This is a genomic window from Kribbella sp. NPDC004138, from assembly GCF_053603655.1.
In genome coordinates this window covers 1-24,668 of the sequence record NZ_JBSGFZ010000026.1, presented here as the reverse complement: position 1 = coordinate 24,668, position 24,668 = coordinate 1, and the positions used below count along the sequence as shown (strand labels likewise).

Sequence of the window (24,668 nt, the reverse complement as noted above, 5' to 3'; positions counted from 1 at the left end):
CCTAGCGCAGCGCGGCGCTCACGTCGGGCTGGGCGCCCAGTTGGGCGCGGAACACCAGTGACGTGTTCAGCGGCCAGGCGGCCACCTGCGGTACGTCGTCGTCCGCGGGCTTCGCCGCCGGCATCAACGTGACGCCCGCGACAACGCTCCCGCGCGTCTGCTGAACCATCAGGTACGTCGGCCGCGGCTGCGCCGGGAACGGGATCTGCGAGGTCGCGCCGCCGACGACGTCGAGGCTCCGCGTGCTCAGCACCCGGTCGACCGCGTCCCGCAGCTCGAACTTCACGCTCCCGTTCTTGCCGGGCGCGGTCACCTGCAGCAGCGCCGGCTGCTTGTGCGCCGGGATGACCAGGTACGCCGGTCCGGTCAGCGCCTCGGCCGACCCGATCGAGGCGAACTCCTGCCGGCTCGCATCGGTCATCCGCATCGACGCGGTCACCGGCTGGTCCGAGCTCAGGGTGACACCGCTGGCGTCACCGTGCAGCACCGGATCGAGCATGAACGTCTTCACCGAGCCCGCCGCGATCTGCACGGTCTCGAGCCCCGCGGGCTTGAAGGGACCGTTCGGCCCGTTCACCGTCAGGCTCGCGGTCGCCTGCAGGTCCGTGGGGTTCGCCACGGACAGGATCCGCAGGCCGCCGCCGGGCGCCACCGCCGGCACGAACACCTTGGTCGCGGGCGCCGCCGAGGCGTTCAGCCAGTCCACACCGGCCGGCTCGCTGCCGTTCGACGCGTTGGACCGGACCGCGGCCGCTACCCGCCCGCCGGTCGATTCCACGTGCAGAGCGAGGTCGCGGAGGTTCGGTGCGACCTGCTTGAGGTACAGCTCGGACGAGCCGCGCGCCGGGACCACGATGCCGCGCGCCGCGGGCAGGTCCTGGGCGCCTGTCCGCGCGTACACGCTGACGTTGACTTCCGCGTTGACGGTGTCCAGGTTGGTCAGCACCAGCACGTCCCGCCGGTCGCTCGCCCCGGACGCGCCGACGAACCAGAAGTCCGAACCGGGCAGCTGGCACGGCACGCTCGCCATACCGCGGTTCACGCCTTCCTGCGCGGTCGTCGTGCTCGTGCCGACCGTGCCGGCGGCGAGCGGTCCGGTGCCCTGGATCGACAGCGTCTCCGGCTTCACCGCCACCGCGCTCGATCCGATGGTGCCGCGCTTCAGCAGCGATCCGACCGGGTCCGACGTCGCCGGCAGCGGAGCGATCGACAGCGGCTCCGCGGTCCCGGGCGCGGTCGGCGTCCCGTCGGGCAGCGTCGGCGACACACCGTTCACCACGCTGGTCATTTTGCCGCCGGGAGCCAGCACCGGACAGGCCATGGCGGTGCGGTTGACGACCGTGCGGGCCGGCTCGGTGACCGCGGCCTCCACCCGGGTGTCGGCCTTCTTCGGATGGGTGACCACTCCGAGCCCGGCCAGTGCGGCCATGGCCAGGACAACGGCTCCGATCCGCAGCCGCGGGTCGGACAGCAACCGGCTCACCGGACCCTCCTCGCGTGGGTGCCCTGCGGTACGGCGACGGTGCGGCGCACGGTCGGCAGGCAGAAGATCAGCGCGAGGATCCAGCCGATCAGGCCGAGGATCCGCCACACCATGTGGGTCTGGTCGACCAGCGGCGTCTTGCCCTCGACCTTCGAACGGTCCACCAGCCACGAGGCGTCACCGTCGTTCGCACTGGCCCTGGTCAGGCCGGGCAGGGAGTCGAGCGTCGACTGCAGCGCCGGATCCACCGGACCGGGCAGGTACACGTAGTCGATCGCGAGAGCGGCCAACTGCCGGCCCTCCTCGCCGCTACCGCCGCCGCCGAGGGTTGCCAGGACATCGGTGAGCGGTTTGGTCTGCGCCGCCGTCGGCGCCGCCTCGAGCGAACCCATCCGCGGTCCGCCGTCCTTCACCAGCGAGAACCGCATCTGGCCCTCGGGCGCCTTCCGCACCACCAGGATCGACTGGTTCTCCGGCGGATCCTGGGCGGCGACGAGGTACGCCGGGAGGTCCTGAGCGGGGCCGCGCCACAGCGGGCCGTCGGTCCCGCGCACCAACCAGAAGCCGGCCGTCACGACAGTCGTCAGTAGCACGACACCAAGTACGCCTTGGACGATGAGCTCGGTGGACTTGCCGACCGAGTCCCACGCGACCGTGACGGTGATGATCCAGCCCGCGGTCATCAGGAACATCAACGGGCCGCTGCCGCCGCCGAGCCGGCTGGCGACCAGCGTCCCGGCCAGACCGGCCAGCGCGGCGAACCAGCCGAGCAACTCGTACCGCTGCCGCGACTGACGCAGCAGGCTGACCAGCGCGACGAGAATCAGCGGTACGACGAACCACCACGGCGTCGGCGCACCGATCGGCGTACCGGTCAGCAGATGCGGCAGGCTGTCGCCCGGACCGATCGCCGCGGTCGGCGGACCGCCCGCCTCCTGCCCCAGCTTCGACGGGTGGCGCACCAGGTCGATCGTCCACGGCAGCACGAGCAGCAGACCGAGGACGACCGAGAACACCAACTGCCGTCCTTGTCGCCGCCAGCCGAGCCCGAACACCGCGCCGAGGACGAGGCAGACACCGACCAGCAGACCCAGCGCCGGAGTGAACGCCAGGAGCACGGCGAGGCAGATCCCGGCGAACCACGCGGCCCGCCAACTGCCCTGCACGTAGACGCGTCGCCGCCGCGCGACGGTGTGCACAGCCGCACCGAGCAGCGGCAGCACGATCGCCGCCACACATGTCCCGAGCCGGCCCTGCGTGATCGCGCCGTTCGCGAAAACCGCCAGCCCGTACGCCGTTGCGCCCCAGGCCCGTGCCACACGGTCGACGACGAACGAGCGCAGCAACGCCCATGCGGCCAGCGCGGCCAGCGGAACCGCGCCGAGCAGCAGGACATTCGTCGCTCCGCCCGGGCCGAACATAACCGTCGAGAACGCCCAGAACTGGGCCAACCAGGCAGGCGGGGTCACGCCCGGCGGCGCGGATGCGGCCGCATGCCACAACGCCGCAAGGCTCTCGTGCGCCGGCAACAGCAGATGGGAGCGCAGGACTCCGCCGCCGATCAGCTCGCGGGCCGCGATCAGAGCACCGATCGCCAGCACCACCCACGCGACCAGGAACGGCCGCCGGATCAGCTGCCGCCGCCACCTCGGCTGGTCGACCGCTACCCGCGCGGTCGACTTCGCGCGGCGTGCGGTCGTGACGACCTGCTCCTCCGGCTCGTCCGCCCAGGCTTCACGGATCCGCTCGGAGATGGTGCTGGTCGTTTCCTCCAGGTTGTGCCGCAATGCGTGCACCGACCGGGAGAACAAGTTCTTGATGTCGTCGTACGGAACTTGGTCGAGATTCCGGCGGTTCTTGCGGGCCTGGGTCCAGCCGCCGGCCAGCAGGGTGCCGAGCAACGCGGTCCACTCGTCGACTGCGCCGGACGGCGTCTTGCCGAGCAGGAACCAGATCGACCGCATCACGGCGCCGAACAGGAACCGCAGGATCAGCAGCGGCAGCAGCTTGCCCGGGGCGTTCGCGAGAACGGTGTAGTACGCGTGAGCACGGTCGAGCTGGTACGCGTGCCGCCGGGTGCCGGCCAGCGCCCGCTCACCGGTCGCCGCGGCCTGTGCGTGGTAGACGACCGCGTCCGGCGCCACACCGACCTGGTAGCCGGCGCGACTGGCGCGCCAGCCGAAGTCGATGTCGTCGCGGAACATCGGCAGCCGCGGGTCGAAACCGTGCAGCGCCTCCCAGACGTCGCGGCGGACGAGCATGCCGGCCGAGCTGACGGCGAGCACGTTGCGCAGCTGGTCGTGCTGTCCCTGGTCCAGCTCGCCGTTCTCGACACCGGTGTCGCGGCGGCCGCCGAGCGACGTGGTGACGCCGACCTCGAGCAGCTCGCGGTCCCGCGGCCAGAGCCGCAGCTTCGGGCCCCAGACGCCGGTGTTCGGCGACATAGTGGCCTGGAGCAACAATTTCTCCAGGGCCTTCGGCGCCGGCGCGCAGTCGTCGTGCAGCAGCCAGAGCCACTCCACGACCGGCATGTGGCCGTCGTCGCCGTACGGACCGACGGCGCTCGGGATCGGCGCGAACCCGTGCGTCTCGAGACCGCGGGCGACCGCGGCCCCGAAACCGGTCCGCGCGGACAGGCTCACCACCGGCTCCACGCCGGGCATCGCGGCGAGCAGTTCGGCGGTCTCGTCGGTGGATCCGGTGTCGACCGCGATCAGCCGGTCCGGGCGTGGGTTGAGCGCCCACAACGCCTCGGACAGCCGCGGCAGCCAGGCCGCGCCTTCATGCCCGACCACCACCGCGGTGACGACATGCCGGACCCGCGGACGACCCATCGGGTCGTCGATGTGATCGGTCGGGAAATCGACGGAGTCGAAGAATTCCCAGCCGGCCGGGGCTTCTTGTTCCATGCGGAGCTGTGACACCTCGATGCTTGCGGACGGTCACCGCGACCGCAGGTCCCGGCGAGGAATCACCATACAGCCGCCCGCCGAACCCGGGAAAAGCCGCGGGCCCCGGGGGTGATCACCCCGGGGCCTCGCGGAAGTCCGTCGTGTAGTTGTTGCTGCTGGTGTTCGGACCGTCAGACGGCCTTCTTCTTCAGCTTGCGGCGTTCCCGTTCCGACAGGCCGCCCCAGATCCCGAAGCGCTCGTCGTTCTGCAGCGCGTACTCGAGGCATTCGCCCCGGACGTCGCAGCCGAGGCACACCTTTTTGGCCTCGCGGGTGGATCCGCCCTTCTCCGGGAAGAACGCTTCTGGGTCGGTCTGGGCGCACAGCGCCCTTTCCTGCCAGTTCGGCTCCTCCTCGATCGCCTCACCGTCGACAATCGCCATCAGGCTCTCTGTCACGGTCCGACCTCCTCGACCCTGTTCGTTCCCCTGTACATGTGGGTTTGCGGTCCACATGCCTGACCTCGTCCGTCCTGCGCTCTGCAACGGTCCCCGATACCGAGTGTCCTAACGAACGACACGGTTGAAATTACATTCCTGCAATCCACGAAAGTCAAGCCGTGCTCTGCTATTGGGATCATCCGCAACATGCCCGCAAAAGAACGAGAGGCCTGTAGATACAGGCCTCTCGCGCTGTGTACCCGGGCACAAACCTGATGTTGCCGGGATTTTCCCGTAGAGCTCGGTAAGGGCTTGCTGTCGCAGACCGCCCGAACTGTTGCCCGATCAGGAAGGCTGCGACCACCAGCCCTGCTGACCCTGACCCTGCTGGTTCTGGTCGTTCTTGTCGGAGTCGACCCGCGGGTCGACCCGGGTCTCGTCGGCGGACTCGGCCTGCGGCTCGCTCGGCTTCGGCTCCGCGGCCGGCGTCTCGTCGGCCTGCCAGGCCTGCTCCTGCTGCCACGCCTGCTGGGCGGGCTGAGCTTCGGCCTGCTCCTGGGAACCCTCTGCAGCGCCGTGCTCCGGCTGGCCCCACTCCTGACCGGACGCAGCCTGCTGGCCGTACTCCTGGCCCGCGGGGGTCTGCTGGCCGTACTCCTGGCCGCCCCACTGCTGCTGACCGGCGTCGGCGCCGCCCCACTGCTGCTCCTGCGGCCACTGCTGGGCCTGCTGACCCTGCTCCTGGCCGCCCCACTGCTGCTGGCCTTCGGAGCTCCACGCCTGCGTCGGCTCGACGCCCTGCCCCTCGGCGGGCCACGCCTGCTCGGCGCCCGGCTGCGCACCGTGCTGCGCCGCGTGCTGGCCGTGCTGCTGGGCCTCGGCCTCACCGGCCGACCAGTTCTGCTGCTGCTCGCCCTGGTTCCAGCCCTGCTCCTGCGGCCACTGCTGGCCCTGGTCCTGGCCGGCGGCGTAGCCACCAGCGGCACCCGCAGCAGCGCCGGCCGCGTAACCGCCGTACTGCTGGCCCTGGTCGTACTGACCGCCGTACTGCTGGCCCTGCTGCTCGTAGCCCTGCTGGCCGTAGCCCTGCTGCTGACCGTACGGCGCCTGCTGGCCGAACTGACCCGGCTGCCCCTGCTGCTGGAACTGGCCCGGCTTCGGCGCACGCACCGGCGCGGGCAGGGTCTGGAACGTCTTCAGCGCGTACAGGCCGACACCGCCGTACAGCGCGAGACCGCCGATCGAGGCGATGAAGCCGACGATCTTGTCACCAGTCGTGCCGCTGCCGTTGAACTGCGCGAACGTGGCGATCAGGCCGATCAGCAGGAGCAGACCGGTGACGACGAGCGCGCCCAGCACGACGATCCGCGCGTTCGGCGTCCGCTCGCCTTCGTTCACCAGCCAGACCGCACCGACCAGCGCAGCGATCACCACCAGCGACGGGAAGGCCGGCGGGACGATCAGGCTGTGCACGCCACCGGACGCGGCGACGAAGCCGATCCCGCCGACGAACAACTGGAACAGCGAGGCCAGCGCGAGCAGGCCGGTGAATGCGAGCAAGATGTACGCGACCGGCTCTCTGAGCTTCTTGGTTGCGTCGGTGACCACGAGGGCTCCTCGGATGTTGGGGGGCCGTACAACTGAGCTGTGCGGATGTGCTGACTCACCGCAGCATAGTCGTGCGGTGGTCCGACGCATTGACGACTCGGGCAGACTCTTCCCATGCGATTGACAGTGCTGGCCGGCGGCATCGGCGGCTCCACCTTCCTGCGCGGCCTGCTGAAGGCCCGCCCGGACGCCGAGATCACCGTCGTGGGGAACACCGCGGACGACATCACCCTGTTCGGTCTGCGGGTCTGTCCCGACCTGGACACCGTGATGTACACGCTCGGCGGCGGCATCTCGGAGGAGCGGAAGTGGGGCCGCGAGGACGAGACCTGGGTGATCAAGGAGGAGCTCGCGGCGTACGGCGTGGAGCCGACCTGGTTCGGGCTCGGCGACCGGGACGTGGCCACGCACCTGGTGCGCACCCAGATGCTGGACGCCGGCTTCACACTCAGCGCGGTCACCGAGGCGCTCTGCAGCCGGTGGAAGCTGCCGGTGCGGTTGCTGCCGATGAGCGACGACCGGATCGAGACCCACGTGGTGGTGGACGACCCCGAGCAGCCCGGACGGCGCAAAGCCATTCATTTCCAGGAGTACTGGGTGCGCTACCAGGCCGAGGTCCCCGCGCACCAGATCGTTGCCGTCGGCGCCGACAAGGCCAAGCCCGCACCCGGCGTACTGGAGGCGATCGCGGACTGCGACGTGCTGATCGTGCCGCCGTCCAACCCGGTCGTCTCGGTCGGCACCATCCTCGGCGTACCGGGGATCCGGGACGCGGTGCGGGAGACCGCGGCGCCGGTCATCGGGCTGTCGCCGATCATCGGCACCGGACCGGTCCGCGGTATGGCCGACAAGGTGCTCGCCACCGTCGGTGTGGCGTCGACGGCGTCGGCGGTCGCGCGGTACTACGGCTCCCGCACCTCCGGCGGCATCCTGGACGGCTGGCTGATCGACACCTCCGACGCGATCCAGGCGGACTCGATCGCCGGCGCCGGAATTCACGTCCAGGCCGTGCCGTTGTGGATGACGGACGAGACCACCACCGCCGCGATGGCTGACGCGGCACTGACCCTTGCGGAGGCCGTACGGCGATGAGGAAGCACCTGGAGATCTTCCCGGTGACCGGACTGCCGGAGGTGACGGCCGGCGACGACCTGGCCGCACTGATCGCCGACGGCACCGACCTGCGCGACGGCGACGTCGTCTCGGTGACGTCGAAGATCGTCAGCAAGGCGGAGGGCCGGCTGACGCACGGCACCCGTCGCGAGGCGGTCGACGCCGAGCTGGTGCGGGTCGTCGCGCAGCGTGGTGAGACCCGGATCGTGCAGACCCGGCACGGCCTGGTGATGGCCGCCGCGGGCACGGACACGTCCAACACCGCACCCGGCACCGTCCTGTTGCTCCCGGTCGACCCGGACGCGTCGGCGCGCGCCCTGCGAGCCGAGTTGAAGCAGCGGTACGACGTCAACGTCGGGATCGTCATCACGGACACGCTCGGCCGCCCGTGGCGCAACGGCCAGACCGACCTCGCGATCGGCGCCGCCGGCGTCCGCGTCGTCGAGGACCTCCGCGGTACGACGGACAGCCACGGCAACGTCCTCGCGGTGACCGAGCCGGCGCTGGCCGACGAGATCGCGAGCGCCAGCGAACTGGTGAAGGGCAAGGCCGACGGCGTGCCGGTCGCCGTACTGCGTGGGCTGGACGACGCCGTGCTGCCTGTCGGTGAGCACGGGCCAGGTGCGCGGGCGCTGGTCCGGGACGCCGAGCACGACATGTTCAGCCTGGGGACGCGGGAGGCGGCGCGGGCCGCCGTGCTCGAGCGGCAGGCGCCGGCCGCGCCGTGCGCAGTGGATCCGGCGCTGTGGTCGGGGCTGCTCACCGAGGTCGACGGTGTTCGGCTGCAGGCGGACGACAACGCTGTCACGGTGTTCGGCGACGAGCCCGTCACGGTAGGTGTGATCGCCGAGCGGCTCGCCGTCCTGCTGCATGCCGAGGGGTACGGCGTGACCGTGCGCCCCGGCCCGGGGAACGAGGCGACGGTCACGTTCGGCTCACGGTCGAAGTAGTTTTCTAGGCAACTTCTTAGGGTCACCTCGTACACTGCCTTCGCCAGGCGGCGCGGTGGCCGCCCCTTCCGGGAAGACCAACACTGTGGGTAAAGCGTCGTCGCAGAAGCAGTCGCGCCGCGAGATGATCGAGAAGATGCAGCGCGAGCAGGCGCGGTCGGACCGCCGCCGCACGATCCTCATCGTGGTGTGCTCGATCGTGGTCGGCCTGGCCATCATCGCCTACCCGGCGATCAAGCTGATCCAGGACTCCCGGACCAAGAACCAGACCCTGACCGACTTCGGCGTCGCCGCGTCGGCGGCGTCCTGCGACGCGGTCACCAACGACGACGGCGGCGGCACCCAGGACCACCGCCCCGACGGCGAGAAGATCATGTACCCGGTGTCTCCGCCGTCCTCCGGCCCGCACTACCCGAACTGGGCGCCGTTCGACAAGAAGTTCTACTCCACCGGCGACCGGCCCGCGGTCGAGAACCTGGTGCACAACCTGGAGCACGGCTACACGATCCTCTGGTACCGGGACACGCTGCCGAAGGACCAGATCGACCAGATCGAGAAGATCGCCAAGTCGAAGCTCCCAGACAGCTCCCTCAACAAGTTCATCGCCGCCCCCTTCAAGCAGGACGAAGGCAAGGCCTGGCCGGACGGCAAGAACCTGGCGTTCGCGCACTGGAGCGGCCCGGACGCCTCCAACAAGTCCTTCGGCCACCGCCAGTTCTGCGGCTCGGTCAGCGGCGACGCCCTGAAGCAGTTCATGGACAAGTACCCGGCCACCGACGCCCAAGAGCCGAACGGCGGCTGACGCCGAGCCCTGTGCGCAACGCCCCCGAGGAGCATCTCCTCGGGGGCGTTCTCGTTCAGTCCAGGGCGGCGGCCTTGCGGAGCAGGACCGAGCGTTCGGGCCGGTTGGGACAGAGCCGGGCAGCCAGTTCGAGTTCGGCGCGGGCCTCCGGGCGGCGGCCGAGGCGGGTGAGCAGTTCGCCGCGCACGGTGGGGACCAGATGGGACCCGGGCAGGCGGTCCGTGGCGATCAACTCGTCGACAATGCGGAGCGCCTCGGCCGGGCCGGTGGCCATGGCTACTGCGACGGCTCGGTTGAGTTCGACGACCGGTGAGGGGGCGACGCGGCCCAGGGCCTCATACAGGACCACGATTCGGTCCCAGTCGGTGTCCTCGACGGACAGTGCCGACGCATGGGCGGCGGCGATCGCGGCCTGCAGGCCGTACGGACCCAAGCCGCGGGTGGACGCCACGGTCAGCGCCGCGAGCCCACGCCGGATCGCCGCGAAGTCCCAGCGCGTCCGGTCCTGGTCCTCGAGGAGGATCGGCGTACCGTCGGGCGCGGTCCGGGCCGGGAAGCGTGCGGCGGTCAGCTCGCACAACGCGAGCAGGCCGTGGACCTCCGGCTCGGCCGGCAGCAGCGCCGCCAGGGTGCGCGCCAGCCGGATGGCCTCGTACGCGACGTCCGGCCGGACCAGCCGATCACCGGACGTGGCCGTCGAGCCCTCGGTGAAGATCACGTAGAGGACGCTGAGCACGCTGCTCAGCCGCTCCCGGCGCTCGTCCGGCGGCGGCAGCTCGAACGGTATCCCGGCGGCGGCGATCGTCTTCTTGCCGCGGGTGATGCGCGCCTGCACGGTCGGCACCGGTACGAGGAACGCGCGGGCGATCTCCTCGCTGGACAGACCGGCCACAACGCGCAGGGTCAGCGCGATCCGGGCCTCGGGTGCGAGCACCGGGTGGCAGCTGATGAACATCAGCGCCAGGACGTCGTCGTCGATCGTCTCGGGATCGATCTCCTCGTCGAGCGGCGCCGCGGCCGCCAGCAGCGCATACCGGTCGCGCAGGGCGACGCGGCGGCGGATCACGTCGATGGCCCGCCGCCGGGCCGTGGTCATCAGCCAGCCGGCCGGATCGGCCGGGTAGTCGCGCGACCACGCCTCCAGCGCCTCGGCCACCGCCTCCTGCGCCGCGTCCTCGGCCAGCCCGAAGTCGCCGGTGAACCGGGTCAGCGCGGCCACGATCCGCGCCGACTCGATCCGCCAGACAGCCGCGACGTCGGCCGCCGTACCCATCAGACTTCCGGGACCTCGTCGTCGCCGGCCACCCGGCGGACCTCGATCTTGGAACCGCGCGCCGCCGGGACCCGCTTCGCCCACTCGACCGCCTCGGACTGCGAGGCGACGTCCAGCAGGAAGTAGCCGCCGAACAGCTCCTTCGTCTCGCCGTACGGCCCGTCCGTCACCACCGGGGCCTCGCCGCCGAAGTCGACCACGACACCCCGCCGCGGATCGTCCAGCCCTTCGGCCGCCAGCAGCACGCCGTCCTTCAGCATCTCCTCGATCAGCTGCCGGGTCGCGGCCATCGACTCCTCGATCGAGGCCATCATCGCCGCGTTCGACTCGTCGGTGCCCCGCATGATCAGCATGTACTTCGGCATCGTGTCCTCCTCGTCCCGCGGAGCCGCCTCTCGGCCCTCGCCCCCACAGGTCGAACGGGAAGTTCCCGGATCGACAACGCTCCCGAAGAATTTCGCCGTGGGCTAGATATAGCTCGAGTGGTCGGACTGGACCTGGGCCACCAGGTCCTTGACGCGTTCGCCGTCGGAGAGCGGACAGACCATGGTGACGTCCTGGGTGTGGACGATGATGTGGCTGCGCAAGCCGACCGCGGCGACCAGGTGGTCCGGGTCGTCGGTGACGATGATGTTGTCGTGCGAGTCGAGCAGGCAGCTCAGCGTGACGCTGTCGGTGCGGTTGCCGTGCGCGTCGGCGGTGTAGGTGTCCGCGAGCGCGGCCCACGAGCCGACGTCCAGCCAGTGCACCGGCATCGGTACGACGACCACGTCCGCGTCGACCTTGCCCTGCGAGGCCGGCTCCATGACCGCGTAGTCGACGCTGATCTTGCGCAGGTTCGGGTAGACCTCGGCGAGAGTCGCCTCCCGCTCCGGGGTGTCCCAGACCGCGGCGACGTCGCGCAGCCGCGCGGCCGACTCCGGCAGCAGCGCGTCGAGCACGTTCAGCACCGTCGACGCCTGCCACACGAACATCCCGGAGTTCCACCAGAACCGCCCGGTGGCCAGGTACTCCTCCGCGGTCTCCCGGTCCGGCTTCTCCCGGAAACGGTCCACGACGTACGCCGACGTACCCTCGATCGGGGCGCCGCGCTCGATGTAGCCGAGCCCGGTGTGCGGGTGCGTCGGCTCGATCCCGAACGTCACCAGCGACCGCGGCCGCGCCTCCACCACCTCGAAGCCGTGCTCGATCGCGGCCCGGAACTCGTCCTCCGGGCTGATCAGGTGATCCGACCCGACGAACGCCACCACCGCGTCCGGGTCGTTGCGCGCGACCACCGCGGAGGCCAGGCCGACCGCGTTCGCGGTGTCCCGCCGGGCGGGCTCGCCGATGATGTTGTGCGGGCCGAGCTCCGGCAGCTCCTGGCGGACGACGTCGGTGATCGCGCCGACCGTGCAGACGTAGATGTTCTCCGGTTCCACCAGGCCGAGCAGCCGGTTGTACGCCACCCGCAGCAGCGACTGTCCCGCTGCCAGCGGCAGCACCTGCTTCGGCCGGTCGTCTCTCGACATCGGCCACAGCCGCGTCCCCGAACCACCCGCCAGGATCACCACGTTTCGCATGAGGAGAGACCCTACCGGTCGTCACCAGGCGGCTGCGGGATCCGCAGATGCTGCAGGTCCGGCGGCACCGGGGTGTTCGCGGGCTGCCAGAACAGCTCGGACTGCCCGTCGAGCGCCGTCGCGGGCGCGTCCGTGAGCCGGAAACGGTCCCGCAGCCGGCCGTAGAAGTCCGTCGGCCGCAGCCGGACCAGCCGCAGCCGCTGCGGCGACCCGTACACGCCGATCCAGTCGCCCGGGTCGAGGACGCCGCGCAACTGCCCGTCGATGCTGACCGCGGCCTGCCCCGAGTGCGGCAGCACCCGCAGCGCGATCGCCTCGTCCGGGGCCGCGACGACCGTCCGGTTGAAGGTCATGTGCGGGGCGACCGGGGTGAACACGATCGCTTCGGTGTTCGGCGACAGGATCGGGCCGCCGGCCGCGAAGCTGTACGCCGTCGAACCGGTCGGCGTCGCCACGATCACCGCGTCGGCCGAGTACGACGCCAGCAGCCGGCCGGACAGGTACACGCCGAGCGCCACCTGGTGGTCGCGGGCGAGCTTCTCCACGACCACGTCGTTCAACGCGGTCACGTCCAGCGCCATCCCCCAGCCGTCGCCCTCGGCCATCTCGTGCCGCACCGGCGGCGGGGGCAGCGCCGGCCCGTGCCCGTACCGCAGCAGCGACTCGATCCCGGTCGGGATCTCCAGCGGACGCGACGCGCGCATGGTCAGCGTCATCCGCTCCTCGTACGTCGCGCCGCCGTGCAGGACCGCCTCGAGCGCCTTCTCGACGTCCTTGCAGGCCACCTCGGTCAGGAAGCCGACCTTGCCGAGGTCGACCCCGAGGACGGCGGCGTTGTTCTTGGCCGCGATCCGCGCGCCGCGCAGGAAGGTCCCGTCGCCGCCGAGCGTGACCACCAGATCCGGGTCACCGGCGTGATGCAGCTCGTCGGTCCCGGTGCGCCGCTCCTGGTGGTCCTTCCAGACGTCGATGTCGGTGCAGCCGATGTCGTGCGCGGTCGCCCATTTGCGCACCGTCTCGGCCGTCTCCACCGCCACCGGCCGTCCCTGATGCACCACCAGCCCGAGCCGCTTGATCGCCACAAACCCTCCTCCGCGCTAGCCACCCCAACCGTAACCCGCCGACCTTGGGCGCCCACCAACCACTTCGGGCACCACCGCCCGGTTGGTGCGTGCTCAAAGTGGGGCTACGGGGTGGGGTCGATGCGGGTGGCGGCGGTGATGATGGGGTCGGTCTCGTCGTTGAACTCGCCGATGACCTCTTCGAGGAGGTCCTCGAGGGCGACCACGCCGATCGCGCGGTCGCCGCCGCAGACCACGGCCAGCTGGGAGCGTTCGTCGCGCATGGTGCGGATGGCCTTGGCGACCGGGGTGTTCTCGCCCAGTTCGAGGGCGGGCATCATCAGCCCGGCCGCGCGCGCGGCGGTGTCGCCGGCGGTGGTCGCCCGGGCGGCGTCGCGGACGTGGACGATGCCGCAGATCCCGGTCTCCCCGTCCGTACCGGAGCTGACCACGGCCAGGCGGGAGTGACCTTCGCGGCGGCTGGTGAGTTCGACCTCGCGGGCGGTCGCGGTCGACGGCACCGTGGACAGCCGGCCGATCGGCGTCATCACCTGGCCGACGGTGGTGTTCTGCAACGCGAGCATCGCGGTGAGGAGTTCGTGCTCGGGTTCCGCGAGGGTGCCGTGTTCGCGGGACGACTCGATCAGCAGCCGCAGCTCGTCCGGGCCGTGCGCGTTGGCGAGCTCGTTCTGCGGCGTGACGCCGACCAGCCGGACGCACAGGTTGGCGAGCCAGTTGAGGACGATCAGCAGCGGCCGGAAGAGGTACGTGAACCCGCGGAACGGCAGCGCCAGCACCAGCGCCGACCGCTCGGGATCGCTGATCGCCCACGACTTAGGCGCCATCTCCCCGAGCAGCACGTGCAGCAGGCCGATCCCGGCGACCGCGATGATCAGCGCGATCACATGCCCGACGCCTTCCGGCACGTGGGCCAGCTCGAAGAGCGGATGCAGCAGCTGCGCGACCGCGGGCTCGCTCAGTGAACCGAGCCCCAGCGTGCACAACGTGATCCCGAGCTGAGCGCCTGCGAGCATCAGCGACAGCTCGCTGACCCCGGCGATCGCGGCCCGCGCCGCGAGGCTGCCGGACGCGGCGGCCTCCTCCAGCCGGTGCCGCTTCGACGCGACCAGCGCGAACTCGGCCGCGACGAAGAACCCGTTCAGCGCGAGCAGTACGGCGGAGATGATCAACGCCCACGTCGTACTCATGCCGTCCGCTCCATCTCGACGACGCCCGGCACCCGGCGCTCGATCGTCCGCACCGTCAGCCGGACGAACTCGGCCGGGACCGGCCGCCCGTCGTGGTCGATCCGGTGCGGCAGCTCCACGACCAGCGAGTCGCCGACGTCCGGGATCCGGCCGAGCCGCGCCATCACCAGACCGGACACCGTCTCGTAGTCGTCGCTGTCCGGCAGCTGTACGCCGGTCGCCTCGGCGACCTCGTCGAGCCGCCACCGGGCCGGGACCTCCCACGACCCGTCGCCGCCCTGCACCAGCCCGGTCTCGGGCAGGTCGTCCTCGTCGCGGATCTCGCCGACCAGCTCCTCGGCGATGTCCTCCAGCGACACGATGCCCGCGAACCCGCCGTACTCGTCGACGACGATCGCGAGCTGCCGGCGCGCGACCCGGAGCCGCTCGAGGACCGCGGGCAGCGGCAGCGTCGTCGGGACGGCGACCGGCTGCGACGCCAGCGAACCGACGGCGATCGTCGCGCGGTCGGCCGGTTCGAGCTCGACCACCTCGCCGATCGCGACCACGCCGATCACCTCGTCGACCGAGGCCCCGATCACCGGGAACCTGCTGTGCCCGGTGTCCTGCAGCTCGACGACCCGGGTCAGCGGCTCCTCGCGGTGCACGGTGACCACGTCGACCCGCGGCACCATCGCCTCGCCCGCGGTCCGGCCGCGGAAGTCGAGGCCGCGGTCGAGCAGCCGCGTCGTGTCCTGGTCGAGCAGGCCCTGTTCGTACGACGTCTCGATGATCCGGTCGAGCTCCTGCGCGGTCGCGCCCTGCGGCAGTTCCTCGACCGGTTCGATCCCGACCCGGCGCAGGATCCGGTTCGACGCCGAGTCGAACAGGTGGATCAGCGGCCCGGCGACGGTCAGGTACAGCAGGGTCGAGCGGGCCAGCCGGAGCGCGATCGCCTCGGCCTTCGCGATCGCCAGGTTCTTCGGCGCCAGCTCGCCGAGCACCATCTGGATGATCGTTGCCAGCAGCAACGCCAGGATCACCGAGATCGACCTGCTCACCGCGTCCGGCACGCCGGCCCCGCCGAGCAGGTGCTCGAGCCCCGCGCCGAGGTACGGCTCGGCGAAGTACCCGGCCAGCAGGGCGGTGATGGTGATGCCGACCTGCGCCCCGGACAACACGAACGACAACCGCGCGGTGACTTTCAGTGCTCGCGCGGCGGCCGCGTCACCGTCCGCGGCGAGCGTCTGCAGGCGGCTCCGGTCGACGGCGACGTACGCGAATTCCTGGGAGACGAAGTAGCCGGTGGCAACGGTCAGCACCAGGATCAGGCCCAGGCCGGCCAGGATCAGCATGGGACGACCTTATGAGAGCTCCGGCGACTGCAGTACTGCGGGTCGCCGGTCGACCGCCTGATCTCACCGCGGATCGTCATACCCTGCACGCTAGTTAGGCTAACCTAACCAGCGGGATCCTACTTCCAGGGGAGCACCTCCCCGTCGCGGATCAGCTCACCGTACCGGGCCGGGTCGACGCCGTCGGCGAGGATCAGGTCGGCGATCGGTACGACGGCCTCGGCCGGGGACTTCGCCTGGCTGAAGTCGTCGAACCACGGGCGCGACGCGCGGGTGTCGACGAGGCCCGGGCAGACGGACGCGACCAGGGTGTTCTCCACGAGATCCCGCTCGCGGCGCTCGGCCGCGACCGCGCGGACCGCGGCCACCTGGGCCACCTTCGACGGCAGGTTGATCCACTCCGGCCAGCCCTGCTGCTGCGCGCTCCCGTCGTGCACCGCCGTACGCCACTCCTCCACGACCTTCTCGACGTCCTCCAGCGAGGCGCCGTCGAACCGGTCCCACAACTCCTCGGGCAGCTGCGCCAGCGTCCCCAGCGAACTGGCCACCACGATCAACCGCCCACCCGGCCGCAGGATCGGCCCGAACGCACGCACCACGTGCTGCGCCCCGAGATTGGCCACGTCGACGAATTCGTCCACCTGCTCCTGCGCCGGCTTCCCCGGCTCCAACGGCCCGACAGCGTTGGACACCACGATGTCCACACCACCGAGCTCCTCGGCCAGCCGAGCCACCGCGTCCCCGTCGGTCACATCCAGAACCCGGCCCTCGACCCTCGCCTTCCCCTCGACCCGGGACGCCGCGGCGGCGACGCGTTCCGGGTTCCTGCCGGTCAGGAGGACCAGGTCCTCGGGGTTCATCCGCTTCGCCAGTTCTGCCACCAACGCATATCCGATGCCTTGATTGGCGCCGGTCACCAGTGCTGTTCTCATGAGGCCAACGTAGGTCGGCGACCGGTATGACTCCAGCGAAAGTTCCGCACAGGTGATATGCGTAGATGTCATGGACTTCACCGACGTCTCGCTGGTCGCGCTGCGGGTGTTCCGGGAGGTGGCGGAGCGGGGCACGTTCACCGCCGCGGCGGCCGCGCTGGGGTACACGCAGTCGGCCGTGTCCCGCCAGATCGCCGCACTCGAACGCGCCGCGGGCAACCAGCTGCTCGAGCGCCGCCGCGAAGGCGTCGTCGTCACCGCCGCGGGACAGGTCGTCCTCCGCAACGCCGCCGCCGTCCTCGACCGGATCGACGCGACGGCCCGCGAACTGGCCGGCCTGCCGGCCGAAGGCGGAACGGTGCGGCTGGGCTGGTTCCCGAGCGCCGGCGCGGTCCTGGTGCCACGCGCCGTCAGCGCGGTACGGCGTACGCACCCGGCGATCACCGTGACGACGCGGGAGGGCTCCACGCCGACGCTGGTCCGGGCGTTGCGCGCCGGGACGATCGACCTCGCGCTGATCGCGTCCGCACCGCCGTTCCGCCCGCCGGACGCCGAGTCGCCGGCCTTGAAGCTCGAGACGCTCGCGGAGCGGAGCCTGCGGCTGGCGGTGCCGACCGGTCATCCGCTCGCGGCGTACGACGCGGTGGACGTCGGCGAGCTGCGCGGCCAGCGGTGGATCGCCGGGCCCGCGTCGAGCAGCGAGCTGTGGATGGGCGTCTGGCCCGGTCTGGACGAGCGGCCACTGATCGCGCACACGGTCCGCGACTGGCTCGCGAAGCTCCACCTGGTCGCGGCCGGGGCAGGACTCACCACGATCTCCGCGTCGATGGCGTCGGCGGTGCCGCCCGGTGTCCGCGTGGTCACCGTCCGGGGCGGTCCGCAGGAACTGCGCCGGACGATCCTCGCCCGGCTGCCCGGCCGGCTCCCGGAGCCGGTCGCGCTACTGGCCGACGCCCTGCGCGCCGCCGCCCTCGAGATCACCTGAGCCCTGCGGAGCCGGCGCCTGCGGAGCCGGCGCCTGCGGAGCCGACGCCTGCGGAGCCGTGGCCTGGGGAGCCGCCTGCGTGACCTGCGGCGGCGTCTCGTCGTCACCGTGCCGGGCCTTGTCGAACTCCTTCATCGCGCGGGCCGCGTTCCGGGTCAGCTCGGGGAGTTTCTTCGCGCCGAACAGCAGGACGACGATGACCAGGATGACGATCCATTCGCCGCCTTCGGGCAGCGCGAGTTCTGGCACCATGACAAGCCTTCTTTCCGGTCAATCCCCGTCCAACGTACGTCGGTCCGCGAACCGTAGGGTGGGCCATATGTCACGAGTTCTGCCCGAGCTGTTCGCGGCCGCGGTCCGCCGGGACGGCGCCGCCCCGTTCCTCACCTACTACGACGACGCGAGCGGCGAGCGCATCGAGCTCAGCGCGGTCACCACCGCGAACTGGGTCGCGAAGACCGCCAACCTGCTCGTCGACGAGTACGACCTCGAGTCCGGCGAGACCGTCGCGATCGGGCTGCCGCCGCACTGGCTCGGCGTGGTCTGGGCGCTGTCCACCTGGTCGGCCGGCGCCGCGCTGACCAGCGGCACCGGCACGCTCGCGATCACCGGCCCGGACGTCGCGATCCGCGGCGAGCGCGAGACGGTCGCCTCCGCGCTGCTCCCGCTCGGCGGCCGCTTCCGCGAGCCGTTGCCGGACGGCGTCCAGGACTACGGCGCCGAGGTCTACAACCACCCGGACGTGTTCGTGCCGTTCGACCCGCCGACGCCGGCCTCAGCGGCGTACGACGAGCTCACCCACGAGGACCTGATCGGCGCGGCGGAGCCCGTCGGAGACCGGATCCTGGTCACCCGGAGCCTGGTGGACCGCCACGGGCTGGGACTGCTGGTCGGGGTGATCGCCGGAGGTGGTTCGATCGTGCTCTGCAGGAATCTGGACCCCGCCAAGGTGGAGCGCCGGGTCGCGGACGAGAAGGTCGACCGAGTGGTGGAGGGGTAGCGTGCAGCGGTTCGAAGGAAAGGTCGCACTGGTCACGGCGGCGGCGCAGGGCATCGGTGCGGCGGTCGCCCGGCGGCTGGCCGCCGAGGGCGCCGCGGTGCTGGTGACCGATCTCCAGGAGGACAAGCTCGCCGAGGTCGCGGCCGGGATCGGCGAGCGGGCGCTGCCGTTCCACCTCGACGTGACCGACACCGGCGAGGTGCAGGCCGCCGTCGCGGCCGCGGTCGAGCATTTCGGCCGCCTCGACGTGGTGGTGAACAACGCCGGCGGGTGCATCGTCCGGTCGGTGCCCGAAGACGCGACGCCCGAGGAGTTCCACGCGCAGCTGGACCTGACGCTGGTCGGCGCCTCGCGCTGCATCCAGGCCGCGCTGCCGCAACTGGTGAAGAACCGCGGCAACGTGGTCACGATCAGCTCGGTGAACGGGATCGCCGCCTTCGGCAACGTCGAGTACTCCGCGGCCAAGGCCGGGCAGATCGCGATGACCGTGAACTACGCGGCCCGGTACGGCGAACTCGGCGTCCGCTTCAATGTCGTTGCCCCAGGCACCATCCGGACCCCGAACTGGGACAACCAGCCGGACACGCTGGAGCGCTTCGGCGCGATGTACCCGCTCGGCCGGATCGGCGAGCCCGAGGACATCGCCGCCGCGGTCGCCTTCCTCGCCTCCGACGACGCGTCCTGGATCACCGGCCACACCCTGCCCGTCGAGGGCGGCGTCCTCACCGGCCCCGGCGTCCTCGACCTGACACCGTCGGGGGCGTTCAAGAAGGAGTATCCCGGGAGCTGACCAGCTGCTCGGCTTCGGCGAGAGCATCGGGATCGCCCGTGGTGCGGTGCAGGCCACGCAGCGCGTGGGCCTGTTCGAGTTTGTTGCCGAAGGCACCCCAGTCCGCGGCTGCGCGCGCGAATCCGGCGGCCGCGGCCTCGGTGTCGCCGCGGTGCTCGGCGAGCAGCGCCCGGGCCGTCGTCGCGGCGTAGTCACGCATCGGCAGCACCGGCTCCACGAAATCCGCGAGCACGGCCGCGGCGTCGTCGTGCCCCACGGCGAGCGCCGCCCGCACCAAGGACGGCAGGCGGACGTCGAATTCGATGCTGCCCTGCAGATCGGCCAGCGAGGCGAGCAACCGCAGGATCTCCAGCACGCCGTCCCGGTCGCCGTCGCGCGCACGCGTCGTCGCCGCGGGCGAGGCCGCGACGGCGATCATGTCCGGCCAGCCCGCCTCCACCGCCAGCCGGTACGCCTCCTCGGCGTGATCGCGAGCGCCGGGAAGGCCGGCGTCGGCCTCCGCCACCGCCAGCGCACCGAGGACCTCGATGCGCCGCAACACGGTGAACGCCGGTGAAGGACGCTCGAGCTGGGCCCGGCACGCCGCGATCACCTCGGCCGACCGGCCGGTCTCGATCAGCAACTGCAGGACGGTACAGCCGATCTGCTCCTCCATCTCGGCCAGCCGGCGCCGGGCGGAGAAATCGCGCGCCGCTTCCAGCTCGCCCAGGGCAACCAGCGGTCCCTCGATCTGCCACAGCACCCAGCCGTAGTTCAGCCACGTCACCGCCGCATCGCGCCCCCGGCCGCCCTCGAGCAGCGCGGTCAGCGCCTCCTTGACGTCGACCAGCCCACCGGTGTCCCCCAGACCGACCCGGGCGAGCCCTCGCGACTCCAGAGCCCGGTGCGGTACGGCGTACCCCTGCTCGGTCGCGATCCGCAGGGCACGGTTCGCCGAGTCGATCGCATCCTGATAGCGGCTCGCGACCACCCGGATACTCGCCTGCCCCGACAGCAGCAGCACCAGGTCCTCGCTCGGCCCGAGCTCCTCGAGCATCCCGACCGCCCGGTCGACCGTCGCCAGGCTCTCCTCCATGCTGCTCAGCGAGTACGTCGAGGCTCTCAAGGCGAGTGCGACTCCACGGACGTCGCCGATCGCCTCGAATCCGGCGATCGCGTCGAGGTACGCGGCCTGGGCGTCGTCCAGGCGGCCCGCCTGGAAAGCCGCCCAGCCCCAGCGCAGCAGGACCGTGGGACGTTCGGGATCGCCGGCCGGGCTCAGGGCCAGCGCGCGGTCGAGCAGGGCGAGCGCCTCGTTGGTGTCGAGGTTCATCGCCAGCTCCGCGGCCGCCAATTGGTGATGACGGGCCCGTGGCGCGATCTGCGCCACCGCGGCGGTGTCGCCTTGGGCGGCGGCCAGGTCGAGTGCGGTCGTCAGGTGGTACGCGATCAGGTTCGGCGTCTCGGCCTGACAGGCAGCGCACCGCAGCTCGAGCCAGTCCGCGGCAGCGAGGTGCCGCGCCGACCGGGCCGCGCGCGGCACCTGGCTGTAGGCCACATCGCGGGTCAGTGCATGCCAGAAGGAGTACTCGTGCTGGTCCAGCATCGACGACCGCCGGACCGGTCGCACCAACTCCTTGCGGGCCAATAGCTGGAGCGCTTGGACGACGTCCGCCGGGTCCTGTCCGGACATGGCGGCGACGGCTTCGGCCCAGAACACCCGGCCCACCACGGCGGCATCCGCGAGCAGCGCCTTGCGATCGGGTTCCAGCGTGTCCAGCCGTGCCGCGATGAGTGCGGCGATGCCCGCGGGCAGCTCGGCAGCGGTGGCTTGGTCCGGGCCGCAGTCGGTCACGACCCGCGCGAGTTCCTCGGCGTACAAGGGGTTGCCGTCGGCACGGCGTACCAGTCGCTGCCGGATCTCCGCCGGCACGTCCTGGCCGGCGAACATCCCGGTGAGGAGTTGATCGGTCTCGTCCGCCGTCAGCGGTGACAGGCCGAGGGTGAGGGCGTTCTGGACGCCGCGGGTCCACTGCGGTCCGCGTTCGAGCAGCTCGGGCCGGGCGGTGACGACGACCACCAGCGGCAGGTCGGTCAGCCATTCGGCCAGGTGATCGACGAAGGCGAGCATCGCGTCCGTCGCCCAGTGCAGATCCTCGAACACCAGGACCACGGGCGACTGCTCGGCGAACGACTCCAGCAGTTGCCGCCAGGCCGCGAACGACTCCTCCTGGGTCGCCGGCCCCGGCTGGGCCGACTGGTCGGCGCCGACCAAGGGGCCGACCCGGGCCCGCAGCCAGGCACGGTCCGCGCCGTCGGGCACGATCGCGTCGAGCTTGGCCACGGCCTGCACGGGCGGGTCGGTGTCCAGGATCCCGGCCTGCAGCTTGAAGATCTCGGCGATCGGCCCGAACGGCGTCTCGCCGTACGGCAACGATCGGCCTTCGCGCCAGGTGACGAGCTCCTCGTGCCGGTCCAGCCAGGCGCCGAACTCCGCGGTCAGACGTGACTTGCCGATGCCCGGTTCGCCGAGCAGGGTGACGAACTGCGGCACCCGCTCCGCGAGGGCCTTCTCGAACGCCGTGCACAGCAAGGTCAGATCGCGCTGCCGGCCGACCATCGGCGTCGTGAGATCGCGGATGACGTCGGTCCCGAAGCGTGCTCGCGGCGGGCCGGCCTGCCAGCATTCGACCGGACGGCTGATTCCCTTGGCCGCAACGGGTTCCAGCGCGTCGTAGCCGAAGACGCGGTGCGTCGCCTCGTGGGTGCCGTGCCCGACGACGACCGCACCGATCGGCGCGGAGGACTGCAGGCGGGCCGCGAGGTTGACCACCACGCCGGTGACGAACGGCTCGCCGAGCTCGGGTCGCGCGGTCAGCTGGACGAGCGCCTCACCCGTCTCGATGCCGATCCGGACCTCCAGCGGCCCGTCCGGCAGCGTCCGCACCGCCTCGAGGATCGCCAGGCCGGCCCGGACCGCCCGTTCGGCGTCGTCCTCCCGGGACCGCGGCGCGCCGAAGACGGCCAGGATGGCGTCCCCGGCGAACTTCTCCACGGTTCCGCCGTACCGCTCGACCGTCTGTCGCAGGGTCGAGTGGTACGGCGCCAGCCAGCGCCGGACGTCCTCGGGATCGGCGGACTCGGACGCGGTGGTGAAGCCCACGAGGTCGCAGAACAGCACCGTGACGACCTTGCGTTCCTCGGTCATCGCGCCCCCAGGCGGTTCGGGCCGGATCGGTTCAGCTCTCGGACTCGAGGTCGCGGATCCGGGCGGTCAGGGCTTTGAGCAACGCCTGGGCGACCTCCGGGTTCTCCTTCACGACCGGCTCGAACGCCAGGGCGGACAGGGCGAACGTGCTCAGCCCGTCCGGTCCGGCCACCACTGTCGCGGACCGCGGCCGGCCGTCGATCAGCGAGATCTCGCCGAAGTAGTCCCCGACTCCCAGCGGCTCACGGACGACGCCGTTGACCTCCACGGCGGCCGAGCCGTCAAGCACCACCTGCAGGCCGGCATCGTGCGCACCCTGCTCGATCACCCGGCTGCCGGCCGGAACCTTCAGCGTGGTGCCACGCTCGATCAGGTCGGACAACGTGTCCTTGGACAGCCCCTCGAAGAGATCGATCTTCGCCAGGAACTGCGGCAGGCTCTCGTGACTCATGGATCGCACCCCTCGATCGTGCCCAGGTCCGGGCAGCAACTGTGAACTGCGCCACAGGCTACAACCGCCGGGGATCGCTCACCACTCAGCTTTTCGGCCAGGCTTCCCAGGCGGTGGCGAACATGTCGTCGACCGTGTACGTGTTCTGCCAGGCCAGGTCGCGGGCGGCCAGGTCGCCGTTCGCGACGACGCGGGACGGGTCGCCCGGGCGGCGCGGGCCCTCGGTCGGGGTGAAGTCGATGCCGGTGACCCGGCGGGCGGCGTCCATGATCTCGCGGACCGACGTGCCGGTGCCGCTGCCGAGGTTGTAGACCGGTTCGAGGGTCTTGCCGGACTCGAGTGCGCGGGCGGCGGCCACGTGCGCACGGGCCAGGTCGGCGACGTGGACGTAGTCCTTCACCGACGTACCGTCCGGGGTCGGGTGGTCGATGCCGTAGATCTGCGGCACCTTCCCTTGGGTGAGCAGGTCGCACACGATCGGGAACAGGTTGTACGGCGAGGCGTCGTACACCGTCGGGTCGCCGGAGCCCACGACGTTGAAGTAGCGCAGCGAGGTGTGGTGCAGCTCGGTCGCGGCCGCCTGGTCGCGGAGCAGCCACTCGCCGATCAGCTTCGACTCGCCGTACGGCGACTGCGGGTCGGGCTCGGTGTCCTCGGTGACGACCTCGTCCTTCGGGGTGCCGTACACGCCGGCGCTGGACGAGAACACGATGTTGCGCACCGACGTCTCCGCCATCGCCTCGAGCAGCGACACCATCGCGGTCACGTTCTGCGTGTACGTGTGCAGCGGGCGCTCGACCGAGACCCCGGCGTACTTGAAGCCGGCCAGGTGCACGACGCCGTCGACACCCTCGAGCGCCTTCCGGACAGCCGTCGCGTCGAGCAGGTTCGCCCGTACGAACGGCACGCCGTCCGGGACGAACTCCGCCTTCCCGCTCGACAGGTCGTCGATCACGACCACGTCGATCCCGTCGTTGCGGAACGCACGCACCACATGCGCCCCGATGTACCCAGCACCACCAGTCACGAGCCACGTCATGTCTCAGATCCTGCCACCAGGCCGCACCCGGAACGCCGGAAACGGGCCGAACCCGTACCAAATCAGCAGACGGTTGCCAGCCAGAAGTAGGTCAGCTCGGTCCACTCCGCCTCGGCCGGCGCGACCTCGGCCGCGAGCTCCTCGCGGGTCGGGAAGTTCTTCAGCACCTCGAACGTGCGCCCGTCCGACAGTTGCCGGGTCTGGTACGTGTCCCCGCCGGCCGTCGTCCGGGTGATCGGATAGTTGCTGCCCTCCACGTACCGGTTGTCGGCGAGGATCACCACGCCGCCCGGCTCGACCCGATCCATCAGCCCCCGGACCCAGCGCCGTACGTCGGCCCGGGGCACGTGCGACCAGAAGAAACCCGCGAAAACCGCGTCGAAGCGGCCCTCGACAGCCCCGAGGTCGTACGCGTCCGCAGTCTCGAAACGGACCTCGGCCGGGCCGTAGGACCGGGTCCGCGCGACCGCGAGGGTCTCGTCGTTCAGGTCCGTCGCGACCACCGACCACTTGGTCGCGTTCTTGGCCTTCGAGTACAGCACCACCGGCACGCCGGCCA

At 71.2% G+C, this 24,668-nt stretch carries 22 protein-coding genes; 6 read left to right on the top strand and 16 right to left on the bottom strand.

What is annotated here, in order from left to right:
* Position 1: 1 nt before the first annotated feature.
* The 4 genes from ACWEOO_RS31785 to ACWEOO_RS31770 all read right to left on the bottom strand — a co-directional run bounded on the left by ACWEOO_RS31785 (position 2) and on the right by ACWEOO_RS31770 (position 6,422).
* Positions 2-1,483 carry a DUF5719 family protein gene (locus ACWEOO_RS31785; protein ID WP_452146171.1) on the bottom strand — a complete coding sequence of 494 codons (1,482 nt, stop codon included), beginning with the start codon at positions 1,481-1,483 and terminating at the stop codon, positions 2-4.
* Positions 1,480-4,392 carry a glycosyltransferase gene (locus ACWEOO_RS31780; protein WP_452146170.1) on the bottom strand — a complete coding sequence of 971 codons (2,913 nt, stop codon included), beginning with the start codon at positions 4,390-4,392 and terminating at the stop codon, positions 1,480-1,482. The genes ACWEOO_RS31785 and ACWEOO_RS31780 overlap by 4 nt, the downstream gene beginning before the upstream one ends.
* Positions 4,393-4,565: 173 nt before the next feature.
* On the bottom strand, positions 4,566-4,817 hold the full coding sequence (locus ACWEOO_RS31775) for a WhiB family transcriptional regulator (protein ID WP_020389877.1): 252 nt from the start codon (positions 4,815-4,817) through the stop codon (positions 4,566-4,568).
* 342 nt (positions 4,818-5,159) lie between these two features.
* The gene (locus ACWEOO_RS31770) at positions 5,160-6,422 is read right to left on the bottom strand and encodes a hypothetical protein (protein WP_452146169.1); all 1,263 of its coding nucleotides are present in this window, start codon (positions 6,420-6,422) and stop codon (positions 5,160-5,162) included.
* 114 nt (positions 6,423-6,536) lie between these two features.
* Here ACWEOO_RS31770 and cofD point away from each other — a divergent pair, with 114 nt between their 5' ends.
* The 3 genes from cofD to ACWEOO_RS31755 all read left to right on the top strand — a co-directional run bounded on the left by cofD (position 6,537) and on the right by ACWEOO_RS31755 (position 9,287).
* Positions 6,537-7,514, top strand: a complete 978-nt coding sequence (gene cofD, locus ACWEOO_RS31765) for a 2-phospho-L-lactate transferase (RefSeq protein WP_452146168.1) — start codon at positions 6,537-6,539, stop codon at positions 7,512-7,514.
* Positions 7,511-8,485, top strand: coding sequence for a coenzyme F420-0:L-glutamate ligase (locus tag ACWEOO_RS31760; RefSeq protein WP_452146167.1), 975 nt, complete (start codon positions 7,511-7,513; stop codon positions 8,483-8,485). Before cofD ends, ACWEOO_RS31760 begins: the two co-directional genes overlap by 4 nt.
* A gap of 85 nt (positions 8,486-8,570) precedes the next feature.
* Positions 8,571-9,287, top strand: a complete 717-nt coding sequence (locus ACWEOO_RS31755; protein ID WP_359935284.1) for a DUF3105 domain-containing protein — start codon at positions 8,571-8,573, stop codon at positions 9,285-9,287.
* A gap of 55 nt (positions 9,288-9,342) precedes the next feature.
* Here ACWEOO_RS31755 and ACWEOO_RS31750 read toward each other — a convergent pair whose 3' ends face one another.
* The 7 genes from ACWEOO_RS31750 to ACWEOO_RS31720 all read right to left on the bottom strand — a co-directional run bounded on the left by ACWEOO_RS31750 (position 9,343) and on the right by ACWEOO_RS31720 (position 16,657).
* A complete protein-coding gene (locus ACWEOO_RS31750) occupies positions 9,343-10,560 on the bottom strand; it encodes an RNA polymerase sigma factor (protein WP_452146166.1) in 1,218 nt (405 codons plus the stop codon).
* A complete protein-coding gene (locus tag ACWEOO_RS31745) occupies positions 10,560-10,925 on the bottom strand; it encodes a YciI family protein (RefSeq protein WP_359935280.1) in 366 nt (121 codons plus the stop codon). The genes ACWEOO_RS31750 and ACWEOO_RS31745 overlap by 1 nt, the downstream gene beginning before the upstream one ends.
* 102 nt (positions 10,926-11,027) lie before the next feature.
* Positions 11,028-12,122 carry a mannose-1-phosphate guanylyltransferase gene (locus ACWEOO_RS31740; protein ID WP_452146165.1) on the bottom strand — a complete coding sequence of 365 codons (1,095 nt, stop codon included), beginning with the start codon at positions 12,120-12,122 and terminating at the stop codon, positions 11,028-11,030.
* A gap of 11 nt (positions 12,123-12,133) precedes the next feature.
* Entirely contained in the window at positions 12,134-13,204 is a 1,071-nt protein-coding gene (locus ACWEOO_RS31735) for an NAD(+)/NADH kinase (protein WP_359935276.1), read from the bottom strand.
* 104 nt (positions 13,205-13,308) lie between these two features.
* Positions 13,309-14,391 (bottom strand): hemolysin family protein, encoded by a 1,083-nt coding sequence (locus ACWEOO_RS31730; protein ID WP_452146164.1) that lies wholly within the window; start codon positions 14,389-14,391, stop codon positions 13,309-13,311.
* The gene (locus ACWEOO_RS31725; protein ID WP_452146163.1) at positions 14,388-15,725 is read right to left on the bottom strand and encodes a hemolysin family protein; all 1,338 of its coding nucleotides are present in this window, start codon (positions 15,723-15,725) and stop codon (positions 14,388-14,390) included. Before ACWEOO_RS31725 ends, ACWEOO_RS31730 begins: the two co-directional genes overlap by 4 nt.
* 119 nt (positions 15,726-15,844) lie before the next feature.
* The gene (locus ACWEOO_RS31720; RefSeq protein ID WP_452146162.1) at positions 15,845-16,657 is read right to left on the bottom strand and encodes an SDR family NAD(P)-dependent oxidoreductase; all 813 of its coding nucleotides are present in this window, start codon (positions 16,655-16,657) and stop codon (positions 15,845-15,847) included.
* Between the two features lie 70 nt (positions 16,658-16,727).
* On the opposite strand from ACWEOO_RS31720, the gene ACWEOO_RS31715 reads away from it, so the two are divergent.
* Positions 16,728-17,642 carry a LysR family transcriptional regulator gene (locus ACWEOO_RS31715; RefSeq protein ID WP_359935268.1) on the top strand — a complete coding sequence of 305 codons (915 nt, stop codon included), beginning with the start codon at positions 16,728-16,730 and terminating at the stop codon, positions 17,640-17,642.
* Here ACWEOO_RS31715 and tatA read toward each other — a convergent pair.
* Positions 17,598-17,894 carry a twin-arginine translocase TatA/TatE family subunit gene (gene tatA, locus ACWEOO_RS31710; protein ID WP_452146161.1) on the bottom strand — a complete coding sequence of 99 codons (297 nt, stop codon included), beginning with the start codon at positions 17,892-17,894 and terminating at the stop codon, positions 17,598-17,600. The genes ACWEOO_RS31715 and tatA overlap by 45 nt on opposite strands.
* A 67-nt stretch (positions 17,895-17,961) precedes the next feature.
* Between tatA and ACWEOO_RS31705 the strand changes: the two genes are divergently transcribed.
* Both ACWEOO_RS31705 and ACWEOO_RS31700 read left to right on the top strand, forming a co-directional pair.
* Positions 17,962-18,642, top strand: coding sequence for a TIGR03089 family protein (locus ACWEOO_RS31705; protein ID WP_452146160.1), 681 nt, complete (start codon positions 17,962-17,964; stop codon positions 18,640-18,642).
* 1 nt (position 18,643) lies between these two features.
* Entirely contained in the window at positions 18,644-19,432 is a 789-nt protein-coding gene (locus ACWEOO_RS31700; protein WP_452146159.1) for an SDR family NAD(P)-dependent oxidoreductase, read from the top strand.
* Here ACWEOO_RS31700 and ACWEOO_RS31695 read toward each other — a convergent pair.
* The 4 genes from ACWEOO_RS31695 to ACWEOO_RS31680 all read right to left on the bottom strand — a co-directional run.
* Entirely contained in the window at positions 19,407-22,619 is a 3,213-nt protein-coding gene (locus ACWEOO_RS31695) for an AAA family ATPase (RefSeq protein ID WP_452146158.1), read from the bottom strand. The genes ACWEOO_RS31700 and ACWEOO_RS31695 overlap by 26 nt on opposite strands.
* Before the next feature lie 31 nt (positions 22,620-22,650).
* Positions 22,651-23,070, bottom strand: a complete 420-nt coding sequence (locus ACWEOO_RS31690; protein WP_452146157.1) for a cyclic nucleotide-binding domain-containing protein — start codon at positions 23,068-23,070, stop codon at positions 22,651-22,653.
* A gap of 85 nt (positions 23,071-23,155) precedes the next feature.
* A complete protein-coding gene (galE, locus tag ACWEOO_RS31685) occupies positions 23,156-24,109 on the bottom strand; it encodes a UDP-glucose 4-epimerase GalE (protein ID WP_452146156.1) in 954 nt (317 codons plus the stop codon).
* Positions 24,110-24,171: 62 nt separating this feature from the next.
* Positions 24,172-24,668, bottom strand: a 497-nt coding sequence (locus ACWEOO_RS31680) for a class I SAM-dependent methyltransferase (protein ID WP_452146155.1), incomplete at its 5' end; no start/stop codon positions are given.